We start from the raw sequence: 23969 nt of genomic DNA on the forward strand, positions 1-23969 counted from the left end.
AGTTTTAAATGGACAAGACCAAGCAGTCTGCGCCGTCCGCGGTGCCGCGCCATGTCGCGATCATCATGGATGGCAATAATCGCTGGGCGAAAAAACGCTTTATGCCGGGTGTCGCCGGGCATAAGGCCGGCGTGGATGCTGTGCGGGCGGTAATTGAGGTGTGCGCCGAGGCCAAGGTCGAAGTGCTCACCCTGTTCGCCTTTTCCAGTGAAAACTGGCAGCGCCCGGCCGATGAAGTCAGTGCCTTGATGGATCTGTTTTTCAAGGCGCTGCGTCGTGAGGCCAAGCGCCTTAACGACAACAACATCAGCTTGCGCATCATCGGCGATCGCTCGCGCTTCCATCCTGAGCTTCAGGCGGCGATGCGCGAGGCAGAAGCCATGACGGCTGGCGCCAACCGCTTCATCCTGCAGATCGCCGCCAACTACGGCGGTCAGTGGGATATTGCCCAGGCGGCGCAGCGTCTGGCGCGTGAAGTCCAGGCCGGGCATCTGCGTCCGGAAGACATCACTCCGGATCTGCTGCAGACCTGTCTGGCCACCGGCGACCTGCCGTTGCCGGACCTGTGCATCCGCACCGGTGGCGAGCACCGCATCAGCAACTTCCTGCTGTGGCAACTGGCGTATGCCGAGTTGTACTTCTCCGACCTGTTCTGGCCGGACTTCAAACACGAAGCCATGCGCACCGCGCTGGCCGATTTCGCTTCGCGCCAGCGTCGCTTCGGTAAAACGAGTGAACAGGTCGAAGCTGGAGCCCGGGTTTAATGCTTAAACAACGAATCATCACTGCGCTGATCCTGCTGCCGATCGCTTTGTGCGGGTTTTTCCTGCTCGAAGGGGCCGGTTTTGCGCTGTTCATCGGTCTGGTCGTCAGCCTGGGCGCCTGGGAATGGGCGCGCCTGGCGGGCTTCACCGCGCAGTCGTTCCGTGTCGGCTTTGCCGCTGTCGTCGCGCTGATGCTGTTCGTCATGTACGTCCTGCCGGGCCTCGCCCCTTGGGTGTTCGGCGCTTCGGTGTTGTGGTGGGCAGTGGCGACGTATCTGGTGCTGACGTATCCGCGCTCGAGCGAGCACTGGTCCACGGCGGCCACCAAGCTGGTGATCGGCTTGCTGATCCTGTTGCCGGCCTGGCAAGGCCTGGTGCAGATCAAGCAGTACCCACTGGGTAACTGGCTGATCATGGCGGTGATGGTGCTGGTCTGGGGGGCCGACATCGGTGCCTATTTCTCCGGCCGTGCCTTCGGCAAGCGCAAGCTGGCGCCGCAAGTCAGCCCGGGGAAAAGCTGGGAAGGCGTTTATGGTGGCCTGGCGCTGAGTCTGGTGATCACTGCGATCGTCGGCCTGGTTCGTGACTGGACGGTGGCTGAGCTGCTCAAGGGGCTGGTCGGCGCTGCATTGATCGTATTCATTTCGGTGGTGGGCGACCTCACCGAAAGCATGTTCAAGCGTCAGTCCGGCATCAAGGACAGCAGCAACCTGCTGCCCGGTCATGGCGGTGTGCTTGATCGCATCGACAGCCTGACGGCTGCGATCCCGATTTTTGCCGTATTGCTGTGGATGGCTGCACCGTGAGCCGCCCGCAACAGATTACCGTTCTGGGGGCCACCGGCTCGATCGGTCTGAGCACCCTTGACGTCATCGCTCGTCATCCCGAGCGTTATCAGGTTTTCGCCCTGAGTGGTTTCACGCGCCTGAGCGAGTTGCTGGCCTTGTGCATCCGCCATGTGCCGCAGTTTGCGGTGGTGCCGGAAGTGGCGGCGGCGCGCGGTTTGCAGGACGACTTGCGGGCTGCCGGCCTGTCCACTCGCGTATTGGTCGGGGAGGAGGGGCTGTGCCAGGTCGCCTCCGCGCCCGAAGTCGATGCCGTGATGGCTGCCATCGTTGGTGCCGCGGGCCTGCGCCCGACCCTGGCAGCGGTGGAGGCCGGGAAGAAAATCCTTCTGGCCAACAAAGAAGCGCTGGTGATGTCCGGCGCGCTGTTCATGCAGGCCGTGCACAAGAGCGGTTCGGTGTTGCTGCCGATCGACAGCGAGCACAACGCGATCTTCCAGTGCATGCCACAGGATTTTGCCCGCGGTCTGGGTGCGGTCGGCGTGCGGCGGATTCTGCTTACGGCCTCGGGCGGTCCTTTCCGTCAGGCGCCGATGAGCGAGCTGTCACATGTTTCGCCTGATCAGGCGTGTGCGCACCCGAACTGGTCCATGGGCCGCAAGATCTCAGTGGACTCGGCCAGCATGATGAACAAGGGCCTGGAGTTGATCGAGGCCTGCTGGCTGTTCGATGCCAAGCCGTCGCAGGTGGAGGTGGTGATTCATCCGCAGAGTGTGATTCACTCGCTGGTCGATTATGTGGATGGCTCGGTATTGGCGCAGTTGGGCAACCCTGACATGCGCACGCCGATTGCCAACGCATTGGCTTGGCCTGAGCGGATCGACTCGGGTGTGGCGCCGCTGGATCTGTTTGCCGTTGCGCGCCTGGATTTCGAGGCGCCGGACGAACAGCGCTTCCCTTGCCTGCGCCTGGCGCGGCAGGCGGCGGAGGCCGGCAACAGTGCGCCGGCCATGCTCAATGCGGCCAACGAAGTGGCAGTCGCGGCGTTTCTCGACGGACGCGTTGGCTATCTGGAAATCGCGAGTATCATCGAGTACGTGCTGAACCTCGAGCCAGTGGTTGCGCTTGAGGATCTGGACGCGGTGTTTACCGCAGACGCGAAAGCGCGGATTCTGGCCGAACAGTGGCTGAATCGTCACGGCCGATAGCCGTTGCAGAACCATGGCTTCACGCGGCACTGAACAGGATTGCGGAGAAAGTAGATGAGCGCGCTCTATATGATTGCCGGCACCCTGATCGCTTTGGGTGTACTGGTCACCTTTCACGAATTCGGCCACTTCTGGGTCGCGCGTCGCTGTGGCGTCAAGGTTTTGCGTTTCTCCGTAGGCTTCGGCATGCCCCTGCTACGCTGGCACGACAAGCAGGGCACCGAGTTTGTCGTCGCCGCGATTCCGCTGGGTGGCTACGTCAAAATGCTCGATGAGCGTGAGGGCGAAGTACCGGCCGATCAGCTTCATCAATCCTTCAATCGCAAATCGGTTCGCCAGCGCATCGCTATTGTCGCGGCGGGACCGATCGCCAACTTCCTGCTGGCCCTGGTGTTTTTCTGGGTGCTGGCCATGCTCGGCAGTGAGCAGATCCGCCCGGTCATCGGTGCCGTCGAGCCCGGCAGCATCGCGGCCAAGGCCGGTTTGAATGCCGGTCAGGAAATCGTCGCCATCGATGGTGAGCCGACTTCCGGCTGGGCGGCCGTCAATTTGCAGTTGGTCCGTCGTCTTGGGGAAAGCGGTTCCCTGCAGTTGCTCGTACGCGAGCAGGGGTCTACCGCGGATATGCCGCGCGAGCTGGCGCTGGATCACTGGCTCAAAGGGGCTGATGAGCCCGATCCGATTCGCTCGCTGGGTATTCGCCCATGGCGCCCGGCCTTGCCGCCAGTGCTGGCCGAGCTCGATCCAAAAGGTCCGGCGCAGGCCGCTGGTCTGAAAACCGGAGACCGCCTGTTGTCGCTCGATGGCCAGGCGCTGGGTGACTGGCAGCAAGTGGTCGATACCGTTCGTACGCGTCCTGATACCAAAATCTTGCTGCGCGTCGAGCGCGACGGTGCTCAAATCGACGTCCCGGTGACCCTGGCTGCGCGTGGCGAAAGCAAGGCGCCGAGCGGTTATCTGGGCGCTGGCGTGAAAGCTGTGGACTGGCCGCCGGAAATGATCCGCGAGGTCAGTTATGGCCCGTTGGCCGCGATTGGCGAGGGTGCCCGGCGTACCTGGACCATGAGCATCCTGACGCTGGACTCACTGAAGAAAATGCTGTTTGGCGAGCTCTCGGTAAAAAACTTGAGTGGGCCGATAACCATTGCTAAAGTGGCGGGCGCTTCTGCCCAGTCGGGCGTTGCTGATTTCCTGAATTTCCTTGCTTATCTGAGTATTAGCCTGGGGGTTCTGAATTTGCTGCCCATTCCTGTACTGGATGGGGGGCATTTGTTGTTTTATCTGATTGAGTGGGTGCGTGGTCGCCCCTTGTCGGATCGGGTGCAAGGTTGGGGGGTGCAGATCGGTATCAGTTTGGTGGTCGGAGTGATGTTGCTTGCTCTGGTCAATGATCTGGGTCGACTGTAAAGCTTCGCTGAATTGCGAATCTGCCGCATTTTGCGGCAGTTTGTTTATTGCCAGTTGGAATAAGAAAGGACTTCATGAAACGTCTGCTGCTAACTGCGGTTCTCACCGTATTGATGATCGCCGAAGTTCACGCCGAGTCCTTCACTATCTCTGATATTCGCGTCAATGGCCTCCAGCGGGTCTCCGCGGGTAGCGTCTTTGGTGCCTTGCCGTTGAACGTCGGCGAGCAGGCGGATGATCGTCGCCTGGTGGAATCCACTCGTGCGTTGTTCAAAACCGGTTTCTTTCAAGATATCCAGCTGGGCCGCGAAGGCAACGTTCTGGTGATCACGGTCGTCGAACGTCCGTCGGTCGCGAGTATCGAGATCGAAGGCAACAAGGCGATCTCTACCGAAGACCTGATGAAAGGCCTGAAGCAGTCCGGTCTGTCCGAAGGCGAGATCTTCCAGCGCGCCACCCTCGAAGGTGTCCGTAACGAGTTGCAACGTCAGTACGTTGCCCAGGGCCGTTACTCGGCGACCGTCGATACCGAAGTGGTTTCGCAGCCGCGTAACCGTGTGGCGCTGAAAGTGAAGATCAACGAAGGCACCGTGGCGGCCATCCAGCACATCAACGTGGTGGGTAACACGGTCTTCCCTGATGACGATCTGATCGACCTGTTCGAGCTGAAAACCACCAACTGGCTGTCGTTCTTCAAGAACGACGACAAGTACGCCCGTGAAAAACTCTCCGGTGACCTGGAGCGCCTGCGTTCCTACTATCTGGATCGTGGCTACATCAACATGGATATCGCTTCGACCCAGGTGTCCATCACCCCGGACAAGAAGCACGTCTACATCACCGTCAACATCACCGAAGGCGAGAAGTACACCGTTCGTGACGTCAAGCTCAGCGGTGACCTGAAAGTGCCTGAAGACCAGGTCAAGTCGCTGTTGCTGGTGCAGAAAGGTCAGGTGTTCTCGCGCAAGCTGATGACCACCACCTCCGAACTGATCACTCGCCGTCTGGGTAACGAGGGTTACACCTTCGCCAACGTCAACGGTATACCTCAGCCGCATGACGACGATCATACTGTGGACATCCTGTTTGCCGTCGATCCAGGCAAGCGCGCCTACGTCAACCGCATCAACTTCCGTGGCAACACCAAGTCCGAGGACGAAGTGCTGCGTCGTGAAATGCGTCAGATGGAAGGTGGCTGGGCTTCGACCTATCTGATCGACCAGTCCAAGACCCGTCTGGAGCGTCTGGGCTTCTTTAAAGAAGTGAACGTCGAGACGCCGGCTGTGCCGGGTGTCGACGACCAAGTTGACGTGAACTACGCCGTTGAAGAGCAGGCCTCCGGTTCGATCACCGCCAGCGTCGGTTTCGCCCAGAGCGCCGGTCTGATCCTCGGTGGTTCGATTACTCAGAACAACTTCCTGGGTACCGGTAACCGTGTGAGCGTGGGCCTGACCCGCAGTGAATACCAGAGCCGCTACAACTTCGGCTACGTTGACCCGTACTGGACCGCCGATGGCGTGAGCCTGGGTTACAACGCGTTCTATCGCACCACCGACTACAAAGACCTCGACGTCGACGTAGCAAGCTATGCGGTAGACAGCCTGGGTGCCGGCGTCAACGTTGGCTACCCGATCAGCGAGACTTCGCGTCTGACCTTCGGTCTGTCCGCTCAGCAGGACAAGATCAAGACCGGTCAATACACCGTTGACGAGATTTTCGACTTCGTTAACAAGGAAGGCGACAACTACCTGAACTTCAAGGCTTCGGCCGGCTGGTCCGAGTCGACCCTGAACAAGGGCGTATTGCCGACCCGTGGCCGTTCGCAGAGCCTGACGCTGGAAACCACGATTCCGGGCAGCGACCTGTCGTTCTACAAACTCGACTACCGTGGTCAGTTGTTCCAGCCGATCACCGAAAACTACACCCTGCGTCTGCACACCGAACTGGGTTATGGCGACGGTTATGGTTCGACCGACGGCTTGCCGTTCTATGAAAACTACTATGCTGGTGGTTTCAACTCGGTTCGCGGCTTTAAAGACAGTACGCTTGGTCCGCGCAGTACTCCTAGCCGTGGTGTCGGCGTTACAGGTAACGCCGGTACGCTGGCTGACCCGGATCAGGATCCGCTGCCGTTCGGTGGTAACGTGCTGATCCAGGGTGGTGTTGAAGTCCTGTTCCCGCTGCCATTCGTGAAGGATCAGCGCTCCCTGCGTACCTCAGTATTCTGGGACGTGGGTAACGTGTTCGATTCGACTTGCAAGTCGACTACCAATGCTGACGGTACAAAAGCCAACACTCAGTGCAACGACATCAGCCTGAGCAACATGGCCAGTTCCGTCGGTGTGGGCGTGACGTGGGTAACCGCACTGGGGCCTTTGAGCTTCGCGTTGGCCATGCCGATCAAGAAACCGGATGACGCTGAAACTCAAGTGTTCCAATTCTCCCTCGGCCAGACGTTCTAAGCGTCTGACCCAAGATAACGACAATGGATTTTGTAGGAGTGCATCGTGCGTAAGTTGACTCAATTGGTTCTCCTGGCCTCCGTACTGGTGGCAGGCCCGGCGTTCGCCGACATGAAAATCGCTGTTCTGAACTATCAGATGGCATTGCTGGAATCCGATGCGGCCAAGAAATACGCCGTGGATGCCGAGAAGAAGTTCGGTCCGCAACTGACCAAGCTCAAGACGCTGGAAAGCAGCGCCAAGGGCATTCAGGACCGTCTGATGGCCGGTGGCGACAAGATGCAGCAGGGCGAGCGTGAGCGTCTGGAGCTTGAATTCAAGCAAAAGGCCCGTGACTTCCAGTTCCAGTCCAAGGAGCTGAACGAAGCCAAGGCAGTTGCCGACCGCGAAATGCTCAAGCAACTGAAGCCGAAACTGGATAGCGCAGTGGAAGAAGTCATCAAGAAAGGTGGTTTTGACCTGGTGTTCGAGCGTGGCGCAGTGATCGATGTCAAACCTCAGTACGACATCACGCGCCAGGTTATCGAGCGCATGAATCAGCTGAAGTAACCCATGACCGTGACTATCAAGCTCGGCCAGTTGGCCGAGTTCCTCGGCGCCACCCTGCGTGGCGACCCCGAGAAGCAAATTACTGGGCTAGCCACCTTGCAGGAGGCTGGCCCAGCTCAGTTGAGCTTTCTGGCAAATCCTCAATATCGCAAATACCTGGCAAGTTCCCAGGCGGCTGCGCTGTTGCTCAAGGAAGCCGATGCCGAAGGTTTTGCCGGCAACGCCCTGGTGGTGCCGGATCCTTATCTGGCTTACGCCCGTATCTCCCATCTGTTCGATCCCAAACCGAAAGCCACTGCGGGTGTTCATCCCACAGCGGTGATTGCGCCGGATGCGGTGGTTGATCCAAGCGCCAGCATCGGCCCATTCGTGGTAATCGAGGCCGGTGCGCGCATCGGCGCGCAAGTCACCCTGGGCGCTCATTGCGTCATCGGTGCCCGCAGTGAAATCGGCGAGGGCGGCTGGCTCGCTCCTCGGGTGACGCTGTATCACGACGTGCGCATCGGCAAGCGTGTGGTGATCCAGTCCGGTGCCGTGCTCGGCGGTGAAGGCTTCGGTTTTGCCAATGAGAAAGGTATCTGGCAGAAGATCGCCCAGATCGGCGGCGTGACCATCGGCGACGATGTCGAGATCGGCGTGAATACCGCCATCGACCGTGGCGCGCTGGCAGATACCGTGATCGGCAACGGCGTGAAACTCGACAACCAGATCCAGATCGCGCACAACGTCCAGGTCGGTGATCACACTGCGATGGCGGCGTGTGTCGGTATCTCCGGCAGCACCAAAATCGGCAAGCATTGCATGCTCGCCGGTGGTGTTGGCCTGGTTGGGCACATCGATATTTGCGACAACGTTTTCCTGACCGGGATGACCATGGTGACCCACTCGATTACCGAGCCAGGCGCCTATTCTTCCGGCACAGCCATGCAACCGGCGGCCGAATGGCGCAAAAGCGCGGCCCGCATCCGTCAGCTCGATGACCTCGCGCGACGTTTGAAGCAGCTGGAAAAGCGCGTCGGGGAAGTGACCCCCGGCAGCAATGCTTCATCTGATGGCTGATACCATTTCCATATCAAGTGTGCACAGCCTCTAGACTGCCTCCTTGATTTGCTAGAGGAGTGCGCGTCAGTCGCGCTCCCAATCTTTACATAGGCTTCCCCCCGAAATGATGGACATCAACGAGATTCGCGAATACCTGCCTCACCGTTACCCGTTCCTGCTGGTGGACCGGGTGGTGGAACTGGACACTGAAGGCAAGCGCATTCGCGCCTACAAGAATGTCAGCATCAATGAGCCATTCTTCAACGGCCACTTCCCGGCGCACCCGATCATGCCGGGCGTACTGATCATCGAAGCGATGGCCCAGGCTGCCGGGATCCTCGGTTTCAAAATGCTCGACGTGAAACCGGCCGATGGCACCCTTTACTACTTCGTCGGTTCCGACAAACTGCGTTTCCGCCAGCCAGTGCTGCCGGGCGACCAGTTGATCCTGGAAGCCAAGTTCATCAGCTGCAAGCGTCAGATCTGGAAATTCGAATGCCAGGCTTCGGTCGATGGCAAGCCGGTCTGCTCGGCTGAAATCATCTGTGCGGAACGCAAGCTATGAGTTTGATTGACCCTCGCGCAATCATCGATCCGTCGGCCGTTGTGGCTGACGGCGTCGAGGTCGGCCCGTGGTCGATCATCGGCGCAGGTGTGGAAATCGGCGAGGGTACTGTGATCGGACCGCATGTGGTCCTCAAAGGCCCGACCCGCATCGGCAAGCACAATCGCATCTACCAGTTTTCCTCGGTCGGTGAAGACACCCCTGACCTGAAGTACAAGGGTGAGGAAACCCGTCTGGTGATCGGTGATCACAACGTCATTCGCGAAGGCGTGACGATTCACCGTGGCACCGTGCAGGACCGTTCGGAAACCACGCTGGGCGATCACAACCTGATCATGGCCTACGCCCACATCGGGCATGACAGCGTGATCGGCAACCACTGCATTCTGGTCAACAACACCGCGTTGGCCGGGCATGTGCACGTTGACGACTGGGCGATCCTCTCCGGTTTCACCCTGGTGCATCAGTATTGCCACATCGGCGCCCACAGCTTTTCCGGCATGGGCACCGCCATCGGCAAGGACGTTCCGGCGTTCGTTACCGTGTTCGGTAACCCGGCCGAAGCGCGCAGCATGAACTTCGAAGGCATGCGCCGTCGTGGTTTCAGCGAAGACGCGATTCATGCGCTGCGCCGCGCCTATAAAACGGTGTATCGCCAGGGCCTGACCGTGGAGCAAGCGTTGGCCGAATTGGCCGAGCCTGCTGCGCAGTTCCCGGAAGTTGCGCTGTTTCGTGACTCGATCCAGTCGTCGACTCGCGGCATCACCCGCTGATCATGGCCAGTCTGCGTATTGCGCTGGTGGCGGGAGAGGCTTCCGGTGATATTTTGGGCGCCGGTCTGATGCGCGCCCTTAAGGCTCAACATCCGGCAGTCGAGTTCATCGGTGTCGGCGGCCCGTTGATGCAGGCCGAGGGCCTGACGTCTTATTTCCCCATGGAGCGCCTGTCGGTCATGGGGCTGGTGGAAGTCCTCGGACGGCTGCGCGAGTTGCTCAAGCGCCGCAAGGACCTGATCGCCACGTTGATTGCCGAGAAACCTGACGTGTTCATCGGCATCGACGCTCCCGATTTCAACCTCAACATCGAGCTCAAGCTGCGTCAGGCCGGGATCAAGACCGTGCATTACGTCAGCCCTTCGGTGTGGGCGTGGCGCCAGAAGCGTGTGCTGAAGATTCGCGAAGGCTGCGATCTGATGCTCACCCTGTTGCCGTTCGAAGCAAAATTCTACGAAGAGAAGGGCGTGCCGGTGCGGTTCGTCGGTCATACGTTGGCCGATACCATTCCGCTGCAGGCCGATCGCGCCGCAGCGCGTGCCGAACTCGGCTTGCCCGACGGGCCGCTGGTGGCGTTGATGCCCGGCAGTCGCGGTGGCGAAGTCGGCCGGCTCGGTGCGCTGTTCCTGGATACTGCCGAACGTCTGCGGGCCATGCGCCCCGGGCTGCGCTTCGTCATCCCGTGCGCCAATGCCGAGCGTCGCGCTCAGCTCGAAGAGTTGCTGGTTGGCCGCGACTTGCCAGTAACCCTGCTCGACGGCAAGTCGCATCTGGCCTTGGCGGCGTGTAACGCGGTGCTGATCGCCTCCGGCACGGCGACGCTGGAAGCGTTGCTCTACAAGCGGCCAATGGTCGTTGCGTATCGCTTGGCGCCGCTGACCTTCTGGATTCTCAAGCGCATGGTCAAGAGTCCGTACGTGTCGCTGCCAAACCTGTTGGCCCAGCGTCTGTTGGTGCCGGAACTGTTGCAGGATGATGCGACAGTCGAGGCATTGGCGCAGACCCTGGCGCCGCTGATCGAAGGCGGCGAAGAACAGACCCGAGGCTTCGACGAGATCCACCGCACCTTGCGGCTGGATGCCTCCAATCAGGCGGCGGATGCCGTCCTCAACCTGATCGGTCAGAAACAATGAGCAAGACGATGCAGATGGGGCTGGATTTCACCCTGGTTGCCGAAGTCGAAGAGCTGGTGGCCGGTGTCGACGAAGTCGGTCGCGGCCCGTTGTGCGGCGCGGTGGTCACGGCGGCGGTGATCCTCGATCCGAACCGGCCGATCCTCGGCCTCAACGATTCGAAGAAGCTCACCGAAGCCAAGCGCGAGAAGCTCTACGACGAGATCATCGAGAAATCCCTGAGCTGGTGCATCGCCCGCGCCGAAGTCGAGGAAATCGACGAGCTGAACATTTTGCACGCGACCATGCTTGCCATGCAGCGCGCGGTGGCCGGGCTGCATATTCAGCCGAAACTGGCGATGATCGACGGTAACCGCTGCCCGAAACTGCCGATGCGCGCCGAAGCGGTGGTGCAGGGCGACGGCAAGGTGCCGGCCATCGCTGCCGCGTCGATTCTGGCCAAAGTCAGCCGCGACCGTGAAATGGCTGCATTCGAATTGATCTACCCGGGGTACGGCATCGGCGGCCATAAAGGCTATCCGACGCCCGTTCATCTGGAAGCCTTGGTGCGGCTTGGCCCGACACCGATTCACCGGCGCTCGTTCGCCCCGGTGCGACAGGCTTACGAGGCGCTGGAAGGTCTGACGCAGGTTTAGGCGCAAGGCTGATGTTTTGTTCGAGGCCCGGTACAATCCGGGCCTTGTTGTCTCTATGTAACTGGACAGGATCACTATGCCGGCTTCATTCGTTCATCTACGCCTGCACACTGAATACTCCCTGGTCGACGGGCTGGTGCGGATCAAGCCACTGGTCAAGGCGCTGACCGGCATGAACATGCCGGCCGTGGCGGTCACCGATCAGAACAACATGTGTTCCCTGGTCAAATTCTATAAAAACGCCATGGGCGCAGGCATCAAGCCGATCTGCGGTGCCGACCTGTGGCTGTCGAACAAGGATCCGGACGGGCCATTGAGCCGGATCAGCCTGTTGGTAATGAACGCCAAGGGCTATCGCAATCTCACCGAGCTGATCTCGCGCGGCTTCATCGACGGCCAGCGCAACGGCATGATCATCATCGAGCGCGAATGGGTCGCCGAGGCCAACGAAGGCCTGATCATGCTGTCCGCCGCCAAAGAAGGCGAGATCGGCATGGCCATGATCAGTGGCAACCCGGACGAAGCCGAGACGCTGGCGCGCGAATGGATGGCGGTGTTCCCGGATCGTTTCTATCTGGAGATTCAGCGCACCAATCGCCCCAACGACGAAGAGCAGCTGCACGGTGCCGTGGCTCTGGCCGACAAGCTCGGCGCGCCGTTGGTGGCGACCAACGATGTGCGCTTCATCAAGCAGGAAGACTTCGCTGCCCACGAAACCCGCGTATGCATCGGTGAGGGCCGCGCCCTCGACGATCCGCGGCGTTCGAAGAATTACAGCGATCAGCAATACCTCAAAAGCGCCGAGGAAATGGCCGAGCTGTTCAGCGACATTCCCGACGCCATCGAAAACACCGTCGAGATCGCCAAGCGCTGCAACATTGAAGTGAAGCTGGGCACGCACTTCCTGCCCAATTTCCCGATTCCCGATGGCATGACCATCGACGAATATTTCCGCAAGGTGTCCTTTGAAGGTCTCGAAGAACGCCTCGCGGTGCTGCTGCCCAAGGACACCACTGAAGACTACGAAGCCAAGCGTCAGGTCTACGTCGACCGCTTGAATTTCGAACTGGATATCATCATCCAGATGGGCTTCCCCGGTTACTTCCTGATCGTGATGGACTTTATCCAGTGGGCCAAGAACAACGGTGTGCCGGTAGGTCCTGGCCGTGGGTCGGGTGCCGGCTCGCTGGTGGCTTACGTGCAGAAGATCACTGACCTCGATCCGCTGGAATACGACCTGCTGTTCGAACGTTTCCTCAACCCGGAACGGGTATCGATGCCCGACTTCGACGTCGACTTCTGCATGGACGGTCGCGACCGGGTGATCGACTACGTGGCCGAGAAATACGGCCGCAACGCGGTGAGCCAGATCATCACCTTCGGTTCCATGGCTGCCAAGGCTGTGGTGCGCGACGTGGCGCGGGTGCAGGGCAAGTCCTACGGTCTGGCGGATCGTCTGTCGAAGATGATTCCGTTTGAAGTCGGCATGACCCTGGAAAAAGCCTACGAGCAGGAAGAGATCCTGCGTGACTTCATCAAGGTCGATGAAGAAGCGGCGGAAATCTGGGAGATGGCGCGCAAGCTTGAGGGCGTGGTGCGTAACGTCGGCAAGCACGCCGGTGGTGTGGTAATCGCGCCGACCAAACTGACCGATTTCTCGCCGATCTACTGCGACGAGGCCGGTGACGGTCTGGTAACCCAGTTCGACAAGGACGACGTGGAGGCCGCCGGCCTGGTGAAGTTCGACTTCCTCGGCCTGCGGACCCTGACGATCATCGACTGGGCGCTGAAAACCATCAACCGCGACCGCGCCAAGGTCGGCGAAGAGCCGCTGGACATCGCGTTCATTCCGCTCGACGACAAACCGACGTACAGCCTGTTGCAGAAGGCCGAAACCACGGCGGTGTTCCAGCTTGAATCGCGCGGCATGAAAGAGCTGATCAAAAAGCTCAAGCCCGACTGCCTGGAAGACTTGATCGCACTGGTGGCCCTGTTCCGTCCGGGCCCGCTGCAGTCCGGCATGGTGGACGACTTCATCAACCGTAAGCACGGTCGCGCCGAACTGGCGTACCCGCACTCGGACTACCAGTACGAAGGCCTCAAGCCGGTACTGGCGCCGACTTACGGCATCATCCTGTATCAGGAACAGGTGATGCAGATCGCCCAGGTCATGGCCGGTTACACCCTCGGTGGTGCGGACATGCTGCGGCGAGCCATGGGTAAGAAAAAGCCCGAGGAAATGGCCAAGCAGCGTGGCGGCTTCATTGAAGGTTGCGCGACCAACAATATCGACGCCGACCTCGCCGGTAACATTTTCGACCTGGTGGAGAAATTCGCCGGTTACGGTTTCAACAAATCCCACTCCGCCGCCTATGGCCTGGTGTCGTACCAGACCGCCTGGCTGAAAGCGCACTACCCGGCGCCGTTCATGGCCGCGGTACTCTCGGCGGATATGCACAACACCGACAAGGTCGTGACCTTGATCGAGGAAGTGCGCACGATGAAGCTGCGCCTCGACGCGCCTGACGTGAACACTTCGGAGTTCAAGTTCACGGTGAACGACGACGGCCGCATCGTCTATGGCCTCGGCGCAATCAAAGGTGTCGGCGAAGGTCCGGTGGAAGCGATCACCGAGGCGCGTCAGGACGGTCCGTTCAAGGATCTTTTCGACTTCTGCGCCCGGGTCGACCTCAAACGCATCAACAAGCGCACGCTGGACGGTCTGATCCGCAGCGGCGCGCTGGACCGCCTCGGTCCGTACTTCCACGATGAGCAAAAGGCTTATCAGGCCAACATCGACCGCAACCGCGCGGTGCTGCTGGCGGCGATGGAAGAGGCGATCAAGGCTGCCGAACAGACCGCCCGTACCCACGACAGTGGCCACGCCGACCTGTTTGGCGGGCTGTTTGTCGAAGAAGATGCCGACGTTTACGCGACGCACCGCAAGGCCAAGGAACTGACCCTCAAGGAACGCCTCAAGGGTGAGAAAGATACCTTGGGCCTGTACCTCACGGGGCACCCGATCGACGAGTACGAGGGCGAGATTCGCCGTTTCGCCCGGCAGCGCATCATCGACCTGAAACCGGCCCGCGACACGCAAACCGTGGCCGGGATGATCATTGCGCTGCGGGTGATGAAGAACAAGAAGGGCGACAAGATGGGCTTCATCACCCTCGACGACCGCTCGGGGCGGATCGAAGCTTCGCTGTTCGCCGATGCGTTCCACTCCGCGCAGTCGCTGTTGCAGACCGACGCGATGGTGGTGGTTGAAGGCGAAGTCAGCAACGATGATTTCTCCGGCGGCCTGCGCCTGCGGGTCAAGCGGGTGATGAGCATGGAAGATGCGCGGACCAATCTGGCCGAAAGCCTGCGCCTGAAGCTGCACACTCAGGACTTGAAAGGCGATCAGCTACGCTGGTTGGGTGAGCTGCTCAAGCGTCACCGCGGGGCGTGCCCGATCACCATGGAGTACACCAGTCCCGATGCGAAGACCTTGCTGCAGTTCGGCGAGACCTGGCGAATCGACCCGGCGGATGCGTTGATTCAAGCCCTGCGTGACCAGTTCGGGCGAGACAACGTCTTCCTCCAATACCGTTGACCGGCAAGTGCCATCATTGCGCTTGCCCGCAACCTGAATTTTTAATCTCGACCTCAGCGCGCCTCTCCCTTAAGGTAGGGCGCGAATAGACAACCGGCCGGCCCAAGCTCATTTGGGACACGACCCAAGACGGACGCCTATGAACCCGAATTTTCTAGATTTCGAACAGCCGATCGCCGACCTGCAAGCCAAGATCGAAGAGTTGCGCTTGGTCGGTAATGACAATTCGCTGAATATCGGCGATGAGATCTCCCGCCTGCAGGACAAGAGCCGCACGCTGACCGAAGACATCTTCGGCAAGCTGACCAGCTGGCAGATCGCACGCCTGGCGCGTCACCCGAAACGCCCGTACACCCTCGACTACATCGAGCACATCTTCACCGAGTTCGACGAACTGCACGGTGACCGTCACTTCTCCGACGACGCGGCCATTGTGGGCGGCGTGGCACGCCTGGAAGACCAGCCGGTGATGATCATCGGCCACCAGAAGGGCCGTGAAGTGCGCGAGAAGGTACGCCGCAACTTCGGCATGCCGCGTCCGGAAGGCTACCGCAAGGCCTGCCGTCTGATGGAGATGGCCGAGCGCTTCAAGATGCCGATCCTGACCTTCATCGACACCCCGGGTGCTTACCCGGGCATTGACGCTGAAGAGCGCAACCAGAGCGAGGCTATCGCCTGGAACCTGCGCGTGATGTCGCGCCTGAAGACTCCGATCATCGCCACCGTTATCGGTGAAGGTGGTTCCGGCGGTGCACTGGCGATCGGTGTCTGCGATCAGCTGAACATGCTGCAATATTCGACCTACGCGGTGATCTCGCCGGAAGGTTGCGCTTCGATTCTGTGGAAAACCGCCGAAAAAGCACCGGATGCCGCAGAGGCGATGGGCATCACTGCCGAGCGCCTGAAAGGCCTGGGTATCGTCGACAAGGTAATCGGCGAGCCACTGGGTGGCGCCCACCGTGATCCGGCCGCTGCCGCTGCGTCGATCCGTGCCGAGCTGAGCTCGCAACTGGCGATGCTGAAGAAGTTCGACAACGAAGCGCTGCTCAAGCGTCGTTACGATCGTCTGATGAGCTACGGTCTCTAAGTCGACTGCGCAGTACCCCTGTAGGAGCTGCCGCAGGCTGCGATCTTTTGATTTTGCTGTATCAAGATCAAAAGATCGCAGCCTGCGGCAGCTCCTACAGGGTTCTTTATTAAGCGACCCTCTCTATGAATTCTTCGAAGAGTGATTTGCCGTCGCGACTTATGTCGAGCCTTGAGCCTTGGCGCAACGCCGCTCACTGGCGTATCGCCTTCTCCGGTGGTCTCGATTCCACCGTCCTGCTGCATCTGCTGGCCCATCTCGCCAGACACCATTCCCTGCCGGCGCTCAGCGCCATCCATATCCATCACGGACTTCAGGCTGCGGCCGATGTGTGGCCGGAACATTGTCAGTCGGTCTGCGATGCGCTGGGTGTCCCTTTGCACGTGATGCGAGTGACGGTGCAACCCGGCGCAAGTCTTGAAAGGGCAGCGCGGGAGGCGCGCTATGCGGCGTTCACCTCGCTGACCGAGGCGGATGAGGTGCTGCTGACCGGGCAGCACCGTGATGATCAGGCCGAAACCTTGTTGTTTCGCTTGATGCGCGGTGCCGGTGTTCGCGGACTTTCGGCGATGCCGGCGCAGCGACCGTTGGGGCAGGGCACGCTGCTGCGGCCATTGCTCGACGTCACGCGCGCCGAGCTTGAGGCCTACGCCCGCGCGCATCAGTTGCGCTGGATCGAAGACCCGTCAAACGAAGATCGGCAGTTCTCGCGCAATTATCTGCGCCATCAGGTGCTGCCGTTGCTTACCGCACGCTGGCCGCAGGCGCAGGCGAGCATGGCCCGCAGCGCGGCGCATCTGCGTGAGGCGCAAGGTTTGCTTGATGAGCTGGCGCAGCTCGATCTGGCGCAAGCCGCCACGCCGAGCGAGTTCTCATGGCTGGGCCTGCCATCGCTGGAGCTGGCGCCGCTGGCGGATTTGTCCGCCGCCCGTCAGCGCAACGCACTCAGCCACTGGCTCGAACCGCTGACTCGGCTGCCCGACACTGACCATTGGTCGGGTTGGGACAACCTGTGCGGTGCTGCCAACGATGCTTCGCCGATCTGGCGTCTGGCCGACGGTGAGCTGCATCGCAGCGCCGGCCGGGTATGGTGGTTGAGCGGCAACTGGCTGCGCGCGCCGGCGGGCAGTGGTGAGTGGCCTGACCCGTCGACAACGCTACGCTTGGCGAATAACGGACGTGTCATGTTCAGCGGGCAGACTCCCGTCGGGCCATTGCGGATTGGCTATCGGCAGGGCGGCGAGGTAATGCATCTGGCGGAGCGCGGCCATCGCGATCTCAAGCGCCTGCTCAATGAGCGCGGGCTGCCGGGCTTCGTCCGTGGCAGATTGCCGCTGCTGTTTCGCGGCGCAGAATTGCTCGCGGTGGCGAACCTGCCGGGGCTTGACGGGCAGGGGCCGGACGGCTGGAAATTGCATTGGCAGCCAACAGACGAAGATCAAGGTTTGAGATGAAAGGGGCATTCCGGTAGACTACGCTCCCTTCTTGATACAACTTCTGTGGATTCGCCTGAATTGCAGGAGTTGCCGATTACCAAGCAGTCTTTGCTGGGCGATTCCAAAAAATGTGTAGCGAGCAACGTACCGGTGTTTCATCTGCCGGTCTGTCCCAACGCGGCGGTTTTTTTGAAAGGTGCACTGTGATTAATGCAGGTGATCGGGGGCTTCGGCCTTCCTTCGCTTTCCCCGGCGGCTCGTACCGCTTTAACGCAGACTTCTAGGGTTTTTCATGACGCGCTACATATTCGTCACGGGCGGTGTTGTTTCTTCATTGGGGAAAGGCATTGCCTCGGCTTCATTGGCAGCCATCCTGGAGGCGCGGGGACTTAAGGTCACCATGCTCAAGCTGGATCCGTACATCAACGTCGATCCGGGCACCATGAGCCCGTTCCAGCACGGTGAAGTGTTCGTCACCCACGACGGCGCCGAGACCGACCTGGACCTGGGCCACTACGAGCGGTTCATCCGCACGACCATGACCCAGAACAACAACTTCACCACTGGCCGTGTCTACGAGCACGTGCTGCGCAAAGAGCGCCGTGGTGACTACCTGGGTGCAACCATTCAGGTGATTCCGCACATCACCGACGAAATCAAGCGTCGCATCATCAAGGGTGCCGGCGACGCCGACGTGGCTCTGGTGGAAATCGGCGGCACCGTTGGCGACATCGAATCGCAACCGTTCCTCGAAGCCATCCGTCAACTGCGTGTGGAAGTCGGTTCCAAGCGCGCGATGCTGATGCACCTGACGCTGGTTCCGTACATCGCCACCGCTGGCGAGACCAAAACCAAGCCAACCCAGCACTCGGTCAAAGAGCTGCGTTCGATCGGTCTGCAGCCAGACGTGCTGATCTGCCGCTCCGACCATCCGGTGGATGTGTCGTCGCGTCGCAAGATCGCACTGTTCACCAACGTTGAAGAGCGTGCGGTGATCTCCCTGGAAGACGTGGACACCATCTACAAGATCCCGGCCGTGCTGCATGCCCAGGGGCTGGACGATTTCGTCGTCGAGCGTTTCGGCCTGCAATGCAATGGCGCCGACCTGTCCGAGTGGGAAAAGGTCGTCGATGCCAAGCTCAATCCAGAGCACGAAGTGACCATCGCGATGGTCGGCAAGTACATGGAACTGCTGGACGCCTACAAGTCGCTGATCGAAGCGATGAGTCACGCCGGCATCACCAACCGTACCAAGGTCAACCTGCGTTACATCGACTCCGAAGACATCGAGAACCAGGGCACTGCGCTGCTCGAAGGTGTCGATGCGATCCTCGTTCCGGGCGGCTTCGGTCTGCGCGGCGTCGAAGGCAAGATCACTGCCGTTCAGTACGCTCGTGAAAACAAGGTTCCGTACCTGGGTATCTGCCTGGGCATGCAAGTGGCGGTCATCGAGTTCGCCCGTAACGTGCTCGGCTGGAAAGACGCCAACTCCACCGAGTTCGATCGCGCCAGCGGCCATCCGGTCGTGGGTCTGATCACCGAGTGGGAAGACGCCACCGGCGCCGTTGAAGTGCGTACCGAAGCGTCCGATCTGGGCGGCACCATGCGCCTCGGCGCTCAGGAATGCCTGCTCGAAGCCGGCTCCAAGGTGCACGATTGCTACGGCAAGGATGTGATCGTTGAACGTCACCGTCACCGCTACGAAGTGAACAACAACCTGCTGCCACAAATCATCGAAGCCGGCCTGAAAATCTCCGGTCGCTCCGCTGATGCCGCGCTGGTTGAAGTGGTCGAAGCACCGGATCATCCATGGTTCGTCGCTTGCCAGTTCCACCCGGAGTTCACCTCGACGCCACGTGACGGTCACCCGCTGTTCAGCGGTTTCGTGAAAGCTGCGTTGGCTCAACACCAGAAGAAGGCGTAACCCGATGGCACAGAAGATCATCCGTGTTGGCAACATCGAAATCGCCAACGACAAGCCCATGGTGACGTTCGGCGGCATGAACGTGCTGGAAAGCCGTGACATGGCCATGCAGGTTTGCGAAGAGTACGTGAAGGTCACCGAGAAACTCGGTATCCCTTACGTGTTCAAGGCCAGCTTCGACAAGGCCAACCGGTCTTCTGTGACTTCGTATCGCGGCCCTGGCCTGGAAGAGGGCATGCGCATCTTCCAGGACATCAAACAAGCCTTTGGCGTGCCGATCATCACCGACGTCCACGAGCCTGATCAGGCCGCAGTCGTCGCTGAAGTCTGTGACATCATCCAGCTGCCGGCCTTCCTGTCGCGCCAGACCGATCTGGTCGTCGCGATGGCCAAGACCAACGCTGTGATCAACATCAAGAAAGCCCAGTTCCTCGCGCCTCAGGAAATGAAACACATCCTGAACAAGTGCGTGGAAGCGGGTAACGATCAATTGATCCTCTGCGAGCGGGGTTCGAGCTTCGGCTACAACAACCTCGTGGTCGACATGCTCGGCTTCGGCATCATGAAGCAGTTCGAGTACCCGGTATTCTTCGACGTGACCCACGCGCTGCAAATGCCTGGCGGTCGTGCCGACTCCGCCGGCGGTCGCCGTGCGCAGGTTCTGGATCTGGCCAAGGCAGGCATGAGCCAGTCGCTGGCCGGTCTGTTCCTCGAAGCGCATCCGGATCCGGACAACGCCAAATGCGACGGCCCTTGCGCCTTGCGTCTGGACAAACTGGAGCCATTTCTGGCCCAGCTCAAAGCTTTGGACGAACTGGTGAAGAGTTTTCCGACGGTAGAAACCGCGTAAAGCTCAATTCTCCGGTAAAGTACCGCACGATTTGTCGCACATGCCCTCGGGCATGTGCGTTGTCGTCTGCAAGCTGCCCGCTGCACACCACTTGCCGACGGTCAAAAGATTTCCTCTAGCTGCGTCGTTTTCGTCAACTTTGGAGTGTTTACAACAATGGCAAAAATCGTCGACATCAAAGGTCGTGAAGTTCTCGACTCCCGTGGCAATCCCACCGTGGAAGCGGACGTGCTTCTCGACAACGGCATCATCGGCAGCGCCTGCGCGCCTTCCGGTGCATCCACTGGCTCGCGTGAAGCGCTCGAGCTGCGTGATGGCGACAAGAGCCGTTACCTGGGCAAAGGTGTGCTCAAGGCGGTAGCCAACATCAACGGTCCGATCCGCGATCTGCTGCTGGGCACTGACCCAAGCGACCAGAAAGCCCTTGACCACGCGATGATCAAGCTGGACGGTACCGAAAACAAGGCAACCCTGGGCGCAAACGCCATCCTCGCCGTATCCCTGGCTGCGGCCAAGGCGGCTGCACAGGACCAGGATCTGCCACTGTACGCACACATCGCCAACCTGAACGGCACCCCGGGTGTGTACTCGATGCCGGTTCCGATGATGAACATCATCAACGGTGGCGAGCACGCCGATAACAACGTCGACATCCAGGAATTCATGGTGCAGCCGGTTGGCGCCAAGACGTTCTCGGAAGGTCTGCGCATGGGCACCGAGATTTTCCATCACCTCAAGGCTGTGCTGAAGGCCCGTGGCCTGAGCACCGCCGTTGGCGACGAAGGCGGTTTCGCACCGAACCTGGCGTCCAACGAAGACGCGCTGAAAGTGATCTCCGAAGCCGTTGCCAACGCCGGTTACAAGCTGGGCACCGACGTGACCCTGGCACTGGACTGCGCAGCCAGCGAATTCTACGAAGACGGCAAGTACAACCTGTCCGGCGAAGGCCAGGTGTTCACTGCTGAAGGTTTCGCCGATTATCTGAAAGGCCTGACCGAACGTTATCCGATCATCTCGATCGAAGACGGTCTGGACGAGTCCGACTGGGCTGGCTGGAAGATCCTCACCGACAAGATCGGCGAGAAGACCCAACTGGTTGGTGACGACCTGTTCGTGACCAACACCAAGATCCTGAAAGAAGGCATCGATAAAAAGATCGCCAACTCGATCCTGATCAAGTTCAACCAGATCGGCACCCTGACCGAAACCCTGGAAGCCATCCAGATGGCCAAGGCTGCCGGTTACACCGCGGTGATCTCGCACCGTTCGGGCGAAACCGAAGATTCGACCATTGCCGACCTGGCCGTGGGCACTTCGGCTGGCCAGATCAAGACCGGTTCGCTGTGCCGTTCCGACCGCGTTTCCAAGTACAACCAACTGCTGCGTATCGAAGAGCAGTTGAATGGCAAAGCCAAGTACAACGGTCGCAGCGAGTTCCGCGGCTGAGTTGTAAATGGTAAAAAGACACCGGATTGTGTCGGAAAAGTCGTGACAGCGATGGATTTGCCACTAATCTGATGCCTTATATGCACAAGCCTGGATCTTCCAGGCTTCGTGCTATCAGACGTTTCAAAGTTTTCGCGTGGCTGTCTTTTTTCACTGGATACCTGATATTCGATGCGCAGTCCTTACTGGTTGTTTCTCGTTTTGCTCTTGCTGCTGGCCGGTCTGCAGTACCGCCTGTGGGTGGGCAATGGCAGTCTGGCGCAGGTCGCCGAGCTGAAGCAGCAAATTGCTGATCAGCACGCCGAGAACGAAGGCTTGCTGGAGCGCAATCGGGTGATGGACGCTGAAGTCAGCGAATTGAAGAAAGGCATGGAGACCGTTGAAGAGCGGGCTCGCCATGAGCTGGGCATGGTCAAGGACGGTGAAACCCTTTACCAGCTCGCGCAATGATCGATTCCCTGCCGGCCTTCTGGGCCGTGATTCCTGCCGCGGGTGTCGGTGCCCGAATGGCCGCGGACCGTCCCAAGCAATATCTGCAACTGGGCGGGCGCACAATTCTCGAACACAGCCTCGGCTGTTTCCTTGATCACCCGAGCCTCAAGGGGCTGGTGGTCAGTCTGGCGGTTGATGATCCTTATTGGCCAAACCTGGCTTGCGCCAGCGACTCGCGGATTCAACGGGTCGAGGGCGGCACGGAACGTTCCGGGTCGGTGCTCAACGCCTTGCTGTATTTGCATGCGCAGGGTGCCGATGACGATGACTGGGTGCTGGTACACGATGCAGCACGGCCCAACCTGAGTCGCGACGATCTCGACAAGTTGCTGGCTGAACTGGCGGATGATGCCGTCGGCGGTCTGTTGGCCGTGCCGGCGCGCGATACCCTGAAGCGGGTCGACAAGCACGGTCGTGTGCTCGAAACCGTGGATCGCAGCGTGATCTGGCAAGCCTATACGCCGCAGATGTTCCGCCTCGGTGCGCTGCACCGTGCCTTGGCGGACAGTCTGGTGGCGGATGTGGTGATTACCGATGAAGCCTCGGCGATGGAGTGGGCCGGTCTGGCGCCGCGCCTGATCGAAGGGCGAGCGGACAACCTCAAGGTCACCCGGCCGGAAGACCTGGAGTGGTTGCGTCAGCGCTGGGCCAATCGCCGCTGATTGCTGTGGAGCCTGTCAGATTGCCTTCGCGAGCAGATTCGCTCCCACATTTGATTTGCGCCTGACCCCGAATTTGCATGCACTGCCGATCCCCTGTGGGAGCGAGCCAGCTCGCGAAGGCGATAGTTCAGGCAATCCATCTCTCAGCTCCTATACTCCGGCCGCTCGGCCAATCCTTCCTTCAAGAAATCCACCAGCTTGCGTACCTTCGGTGAGAGATGCCGCTGCTGTGGATATAACGCCCACACCGCCGTATTCGGTGGCTGATGCGCCTCCAGCAGCGAAATCAGCGCCCCGCTGTGCAAATGCTCCAGCACGTAATAGTCCGGCAGCTGACACAAGCCGACCCCTTGCAGCGCCGCATCCAGCACCGCCTGCCCACTGTTGCAGCGCCAGTTTCCCTGCACGCGCTGGGAAAATTCCCGGCCGTTTTGCTCCAGTTGCCACAGATCCGAACTGCCGATCAGACAATTGTGCCGACTTAGTTCCGACAAGCTGTGTGGGCGGCCATACCGTTCCACGTAGGACGGAGACGCGCACAGATACATCCGACGCGGCGCCAGACGGGTGGCGACCAATCGAGAATCCTGCAGACGACCCAGGCGGATCGCCAGATCCAGCCCTTCATGCACCAGATCGAGTTGACGGTTACTCAGTTCGATGTCGACGCGCAGTTGCGGGTATAGCCCCATGAAGCGCGTCACCAGCGGCACGATGAACCGTTCGCCATAGGCTACGGCGCAGGTCATGCGCAGCATGCCTTTCGGTTCGCTGGTCAGGTCGCCGACCGCGCGCAGGGCTTCTTCGCGACCGTCTTGCAGGCGCTGGCAATGCTGCAGGAAGGTCTGACCGGCTTCGGTCAGGGTCACGCGACGGGTGCTGCGGTAGAGCAGGCGTGTCTGTAATCGATCCTCCAACCGTACGATTTGTCGACTGATGTGTGAGGAAGAAACTCCAAGGCGTTCGGCCGCAGCGGTGAATTGGCTGCATTCGGCGACGGCGACGAACTCGTCGATACCTTCCCAGCGGTTTTCGGACATTTGATTATCCCTGTACAGCAATAATATTTTGCATTTGTCCGGATTATTAATCAGATGGCCCTGAACTACACTGCCGGTCTGGTTTTTTATTCAATGGATTCACTGGAGAGTC

20 protein-coding genes are annotated in these 23969 nt (G+C 60.0%); 19 read left to right on the forward strand and 1 reads right to left on the reverse strand.

Going from position 1 to position 23969, the window contains the following annotated elements:
* The first annotated feature begins 8 nt into the window (after positions 1-8).
* The 19 genes from uppS (at position 9) to ispD (ending at position 22817) form a co-directional block, all read left to right on the forward strand.
* A complete protein-coding gene (gene uppS / locus LOY52_RS05540; protein ID WP_003222128.1) occupies positions 9-764 on the forward strand; it encodes a polyprenyl diphosphate synthase in 756 nt (251 codons plus the stop codon).
* A complete protein-coding gene (locus tag LOY52_RS05545) occupies positions 764-1570 on the forward strand; it encodes a phosphatidate cytidylyltransferase (protein ID WP_258678619.1) in 807 nt (268 codons plus the stop codon). Before uppS ends, LOY52_RS05545 begins: the two co-directional genes overlap by 1 nt.
* Positions 1567-2757, forward strand: a complete 1191-nt coding sequence (gene ispC, locus LOY52_RS05550; RefSeq protein ID WP_258678620.1) for a 1-deoxy-D-xylulose-5-phosphate reductoisomerase — start codon at positions 1567-1569, stop codon at positions 2755-2757. Before LOY52_RS05545 ends, ispC begins: the two co-directional genes overlap by 4 nt.
* 54 nt (positions 2758-2811) lie before the next feature.
* Positions 2812-4164 (forward strand): sigma E protease regulator RseP, encoded by a 1353-nt coding sequence (rseP, locus tag LOY52_RS05555; RefSeq protein ID WP_258678621.1) that lies wholly within the window; start codon positions 2812-2814, stop codon positions 4162-4164.
* A 74-nt stretch (positions 4165-4238) separates the two neighbouring features.
* On the forward strand, positions 4239-6626 hold the full coding sequence (gene bamA / locus LOY52_RS05560; RefSeq protein ID WP_258678622.1) for an outer membrane protein assembly factor BamA: 2388 nt from the start codon (positions 4239-4241) through the stop codon (positions 6624-6626).
* Positions 6627-6671: 45 nt separating this feature from the next.
* A complete protein-coding gene (locus LOY52_RS05565) occupies positions 6672-7175 on the forward strand; it encodes an OmpH family outer membrane protein (RefSeq protein WP_003222140.1) in 504 nt (167 codons plus the stop codon).
* 3 nt (positions 7176-7178) lie between these two features.
* Positions 7179-8234, forward strand: a complete 1056-nt coding sequence (gene lpxD / locus LOY52_RS05570) for a UDP-3-O-(3-hydroxymyristoyl)glucosamine N-acyltransferase (protein WP_027611033.1) — start codon at positions 7179-7181, stop codon at positions 8232-8234.
* Positions 8235-8340: 106 nt separating this feature from the next.
* A complete protein-coding gene (gene fabZ / locus LOY52_RS05575) occupies positions 8341-8781 on the forward strand; it encodes a 3-hydroxyacyl-ACP dehydratase FabZ (protein WP_003222142.1) in 441 nt (146 codons plus the stop codon).
* The gene (gene lpxA / locus LOY52_RS05580; protein ID WP_123587099.1) at positions 8778-9554 is read left to right on the forward strand and encodes an acyl-ACP--UDP-N-acetylglucosamine O-acyltransferase; all 777 of its coding nucleotides are present in this window, start codon (positions 8778-8780) and stop codon (positions 9552-9554) included. The genes fabZ and lpxA overlap by 4 nt, the downstream gene beginning before the upstream one ends.
* Before the next feature lie 2 nt (positions 9555-9556).
* Positions 9557-10687 carry a lipid-A-disaccharide synthase gene (lpxB, locus tag LOY52_RS05585; RefSeq protein WP_237403037.1) on the forward strand — a complete coding sequence of 377 codons (1131 nt, stop codon included), beginning with the start codon at positions 9557-9559 and terminating at the stop codon, positions 10685-10687.
* 8 nt (positions 10688-10695) lie between these two features.
* The gene (gene rnhB / locus LOY52_RS05590; RefSeq protein WP_027611036.1) at positions 10696-11322 is read left to right on the forward strand and encodes a ribonuclease HII; all 627 of its coding nucleotides are present in this window, start codon (positions 10696-10698) and stop codon (positions 11320-11322) included.
* A gap of 76 nt (positions 11323-11398) precedes the next feature.
* Entirely contained in the window at positions 11399-14920 is a 3522-nt protein-coding gene (gene dnaE / locus LOY52_RS05595; protein WP_258678623.1) for a DNA polymerase III subunit alpha, read from the forward strand.
* A gap of 139 nt (positions 14921-15059) precedes the next feature.
* Entirely contained in the window at positions 15060-16007 is a 948-nt protein-coding gene (locus LOY52_RS05600; protein ID WP_064586192.1) for an acetyl-CoA carboxylase carboxyltransferase subunit alpha, read from the forward strand.
* Positions 16008-16132: 125 nt separating this feature from the next.
* Positions 16133-17461, forward strand: a complete 1329-nt coding sequence (tilS, locus tag LOY52_RS05605; protein ID WP_258678624.1) for a tRNA lysidine(34) synthetase TilS — start codon at positions 16133-16135, stop codon at positions 17459-17461.
* Positions 17462-17735: 274 nt separating this feature from the next.
* Complete coding sequence (locus LOY52_RS05610; protein WP_003222153.1) at positions 17736-19367, forward strand: CTP synthase; 1632 nt, start codon at positions 17736-17738, stop codon at positions 19365-19367.
* 4 nt (positions 19368-19371) lie between these two features.
* Entirely contained in the window at positions 19372-20217 is an 846-nt protein-coding gene (kdsA, locus tag LOY52_RS05615) for a 3-deoxy-8-phosphooctulonate synthase (RefSeq protein WP_258678625.1), read from the forward strand.
* 156 nt (positions 20218-20373) lie between these two features.
* Positions 20374-21663, forward strand: a complete 1290-nt coding sequence (gene eno, locus LOY52_RS05620) for a phosphopyruvate hydratase (protein ID WP_003222156.1) — start codon at positions 20374-20376, stop codon at positions 21661-21663.
* A gap of 171 nt (positions 21664-21834) precedes the next feature.
* Entirely contained in the window at positions 21835-22113 is a 279-nt protein-coding gene (gene ftsB, locus LOY52_RS05625) for a cell division protein FtsB (protein WP_007964293.1), read from the forward strand.
* Positions 22110-22817, forward strand: coding sequence for a 2-C-methyl-D-erythritol 4-phosphate cytidylyltransferase (gene ispD / locus LOY52_RS05630; protein ID WP_258678626.1), 708 nt, complete (start codon positions 22110-22112; stop codon positions 22815-22817). Before ftsB ends, ispD begins: the two co-directional genes overlap by 4 nt.
* Positions 22818-22960: 143 nt before the next feature.
* Here the strand turns inward: ispD and LOY52_RS05635 are convergent, their stop codons facing one another.
* Positions 22961-23857, reverse strand: a complete 897-nt coding sequence (locus LOY52_RS05635; RefSeq protein WP_258678627.1) for a LysR substrate-binding domain-containing protein — start codon at positions 23855-23857, stop codon at positions 22961-22963.
* Between the last annotated feature and the right edge of the window lie 112 nt (positions 23858-23969).

This window comes from Pseudomonas sp. B21-051 (genome assembly GCF_024748795.1).
Classification (GTDB): Bacteria; Pseudomonadota; Gammaproteobacteria; order Pseudomonadales; family Pseudomonadaceae; genus Aquipseudomonas; species Aquipseudomonas putida_A.

What these genes read in the sequence shown, in the direction of transcription:
- dnaE (WP_258678623.1), top strand. Translation starts at nt 11,399, where the DNA reads ATGCCGGCTTCATTCGTTCATCTACGCCTGCACACTGAATACTCCCTG.
- lpxD (WP_027611033.1), top strand. Translation starts at nt 7,179, where the DNA reads ATGACCGTGACTATCAAGCTCGGCCAGTTGGCCGAGTTCCTCGGCGCC.
- eno (WP_003222156.1), top strand. Translation starts at nt 20,374, where the DNA reads ATGGCAAAAATCGTCGACATCAAAGGTCGTGAAGTTCTCGACTCCCGT.
- rnhB (WP_027611036.1), top strand. Translation starts at nt 10,696, where the DNA reads ATGCAGATGGGGCTGGATTTCACCCTGGTTGCCGAAGTCGAAGAGCTG.
- lpxA (WP_123587099.1), top strand. Translation starts at nt 8,778, where the DNA reads ATGAGTTTGATTGACCCTCGCGCAATCATCGATCCGTCGGCCGTTGTG.
- rseP (WP_258678621.1), top strand. Translation starts at nt 2,812, where the DNA reads ATGAGCGCGCTCTATATGATTGCCGGCACCCTGATCGCTTTGGGTGTA.
- LOY52_RS05600 (WP_064586192.1), top strand. Translation starts at nt 15,060, where the DNA reads ATGAACCCGAATTTTCTAGATTTCGAACAGCCGATCGCCGACCTGCAA.
- bamA (WP_258678622.1), top strand. Translation starts at nt 4,239, where the DNA reads ATGAAACGTCTGCTGCTAACTGCGGTTCTCACCGTATTGATGATCGCC.
- tilS (WP_258678624.1), top strand. Translation starts at nt 16,133, where the DNA reads ATGAATTCTTCGAAGAGTGATTTGCCGTCGCGACTTATGTCGAGCCTT.
- ispD (WP_258678626.1), top strand. Translation starts at nt 22,110, where the DNA reads ATGATCGATTCCCTGCCGGCCTTCTGGGCCGTGATTCCTGCCGCGGGT.
- kdsA (WP_258678625.1), top strand. Translation starts at nt 19,372, where the DNA reads ATGGCACAGAAGATCATCCGTGTTGGCAACATCGAAATCGCCAACGAC.
- lpxB (WP_237403037.1), top strand. Translation starts at nt 9,557, where the DNA reads ATGGCCAGTCTGCGTATTGCGCTGGTGGCGGGAGAGGCTTCCGGTGAT.
- LOY52_RS05545 (WP_258678619.1), top strand. Translation starts at nt 764, where the DNA reads ATGCTTAAACAACGAATCATCACTGCGCTGATCCTGCTGCCGATCGCT.
- LOY52_RS05610 (WP_003222153.1), top strand. Translation starts at nt 17,736, where the DNA reads ATGACGCGCTACATATTCGTCACGGGCGGTGTTGTTTCTTCATTGGGG.
- ftsB (WP_007964293.1), top strand. Translation starts at nt 21,835, where the DNA reads ATGCGCAGTCCTTACTGGTTGTTTCTCGTTTTGCTCTTGCTGCTGGCC.
- fabZ (WP_003222142.1), top strand. Translation starts at nt 8,341, where the DNA reads ATGATGGACATCAACGAGATTCGCGAATACCTGCCTCACCGTTACCCG.
- LOY52_RS05635 (WP_258678627.1), bottom strand. Translation starts at nt 23,857, where the DNA reads ATGTCCGAAAACCGCTGGGAAGGTATCGACGAGTTCGTCGCCGTCGCC.
- uppS (WP_003222128.1), top strand. Translation starts at nt 9, where the DNA reads ATGGACAAGACCAAGCAGTCTGCGCCGTCCGCGGTGCCGCGCCATGTC.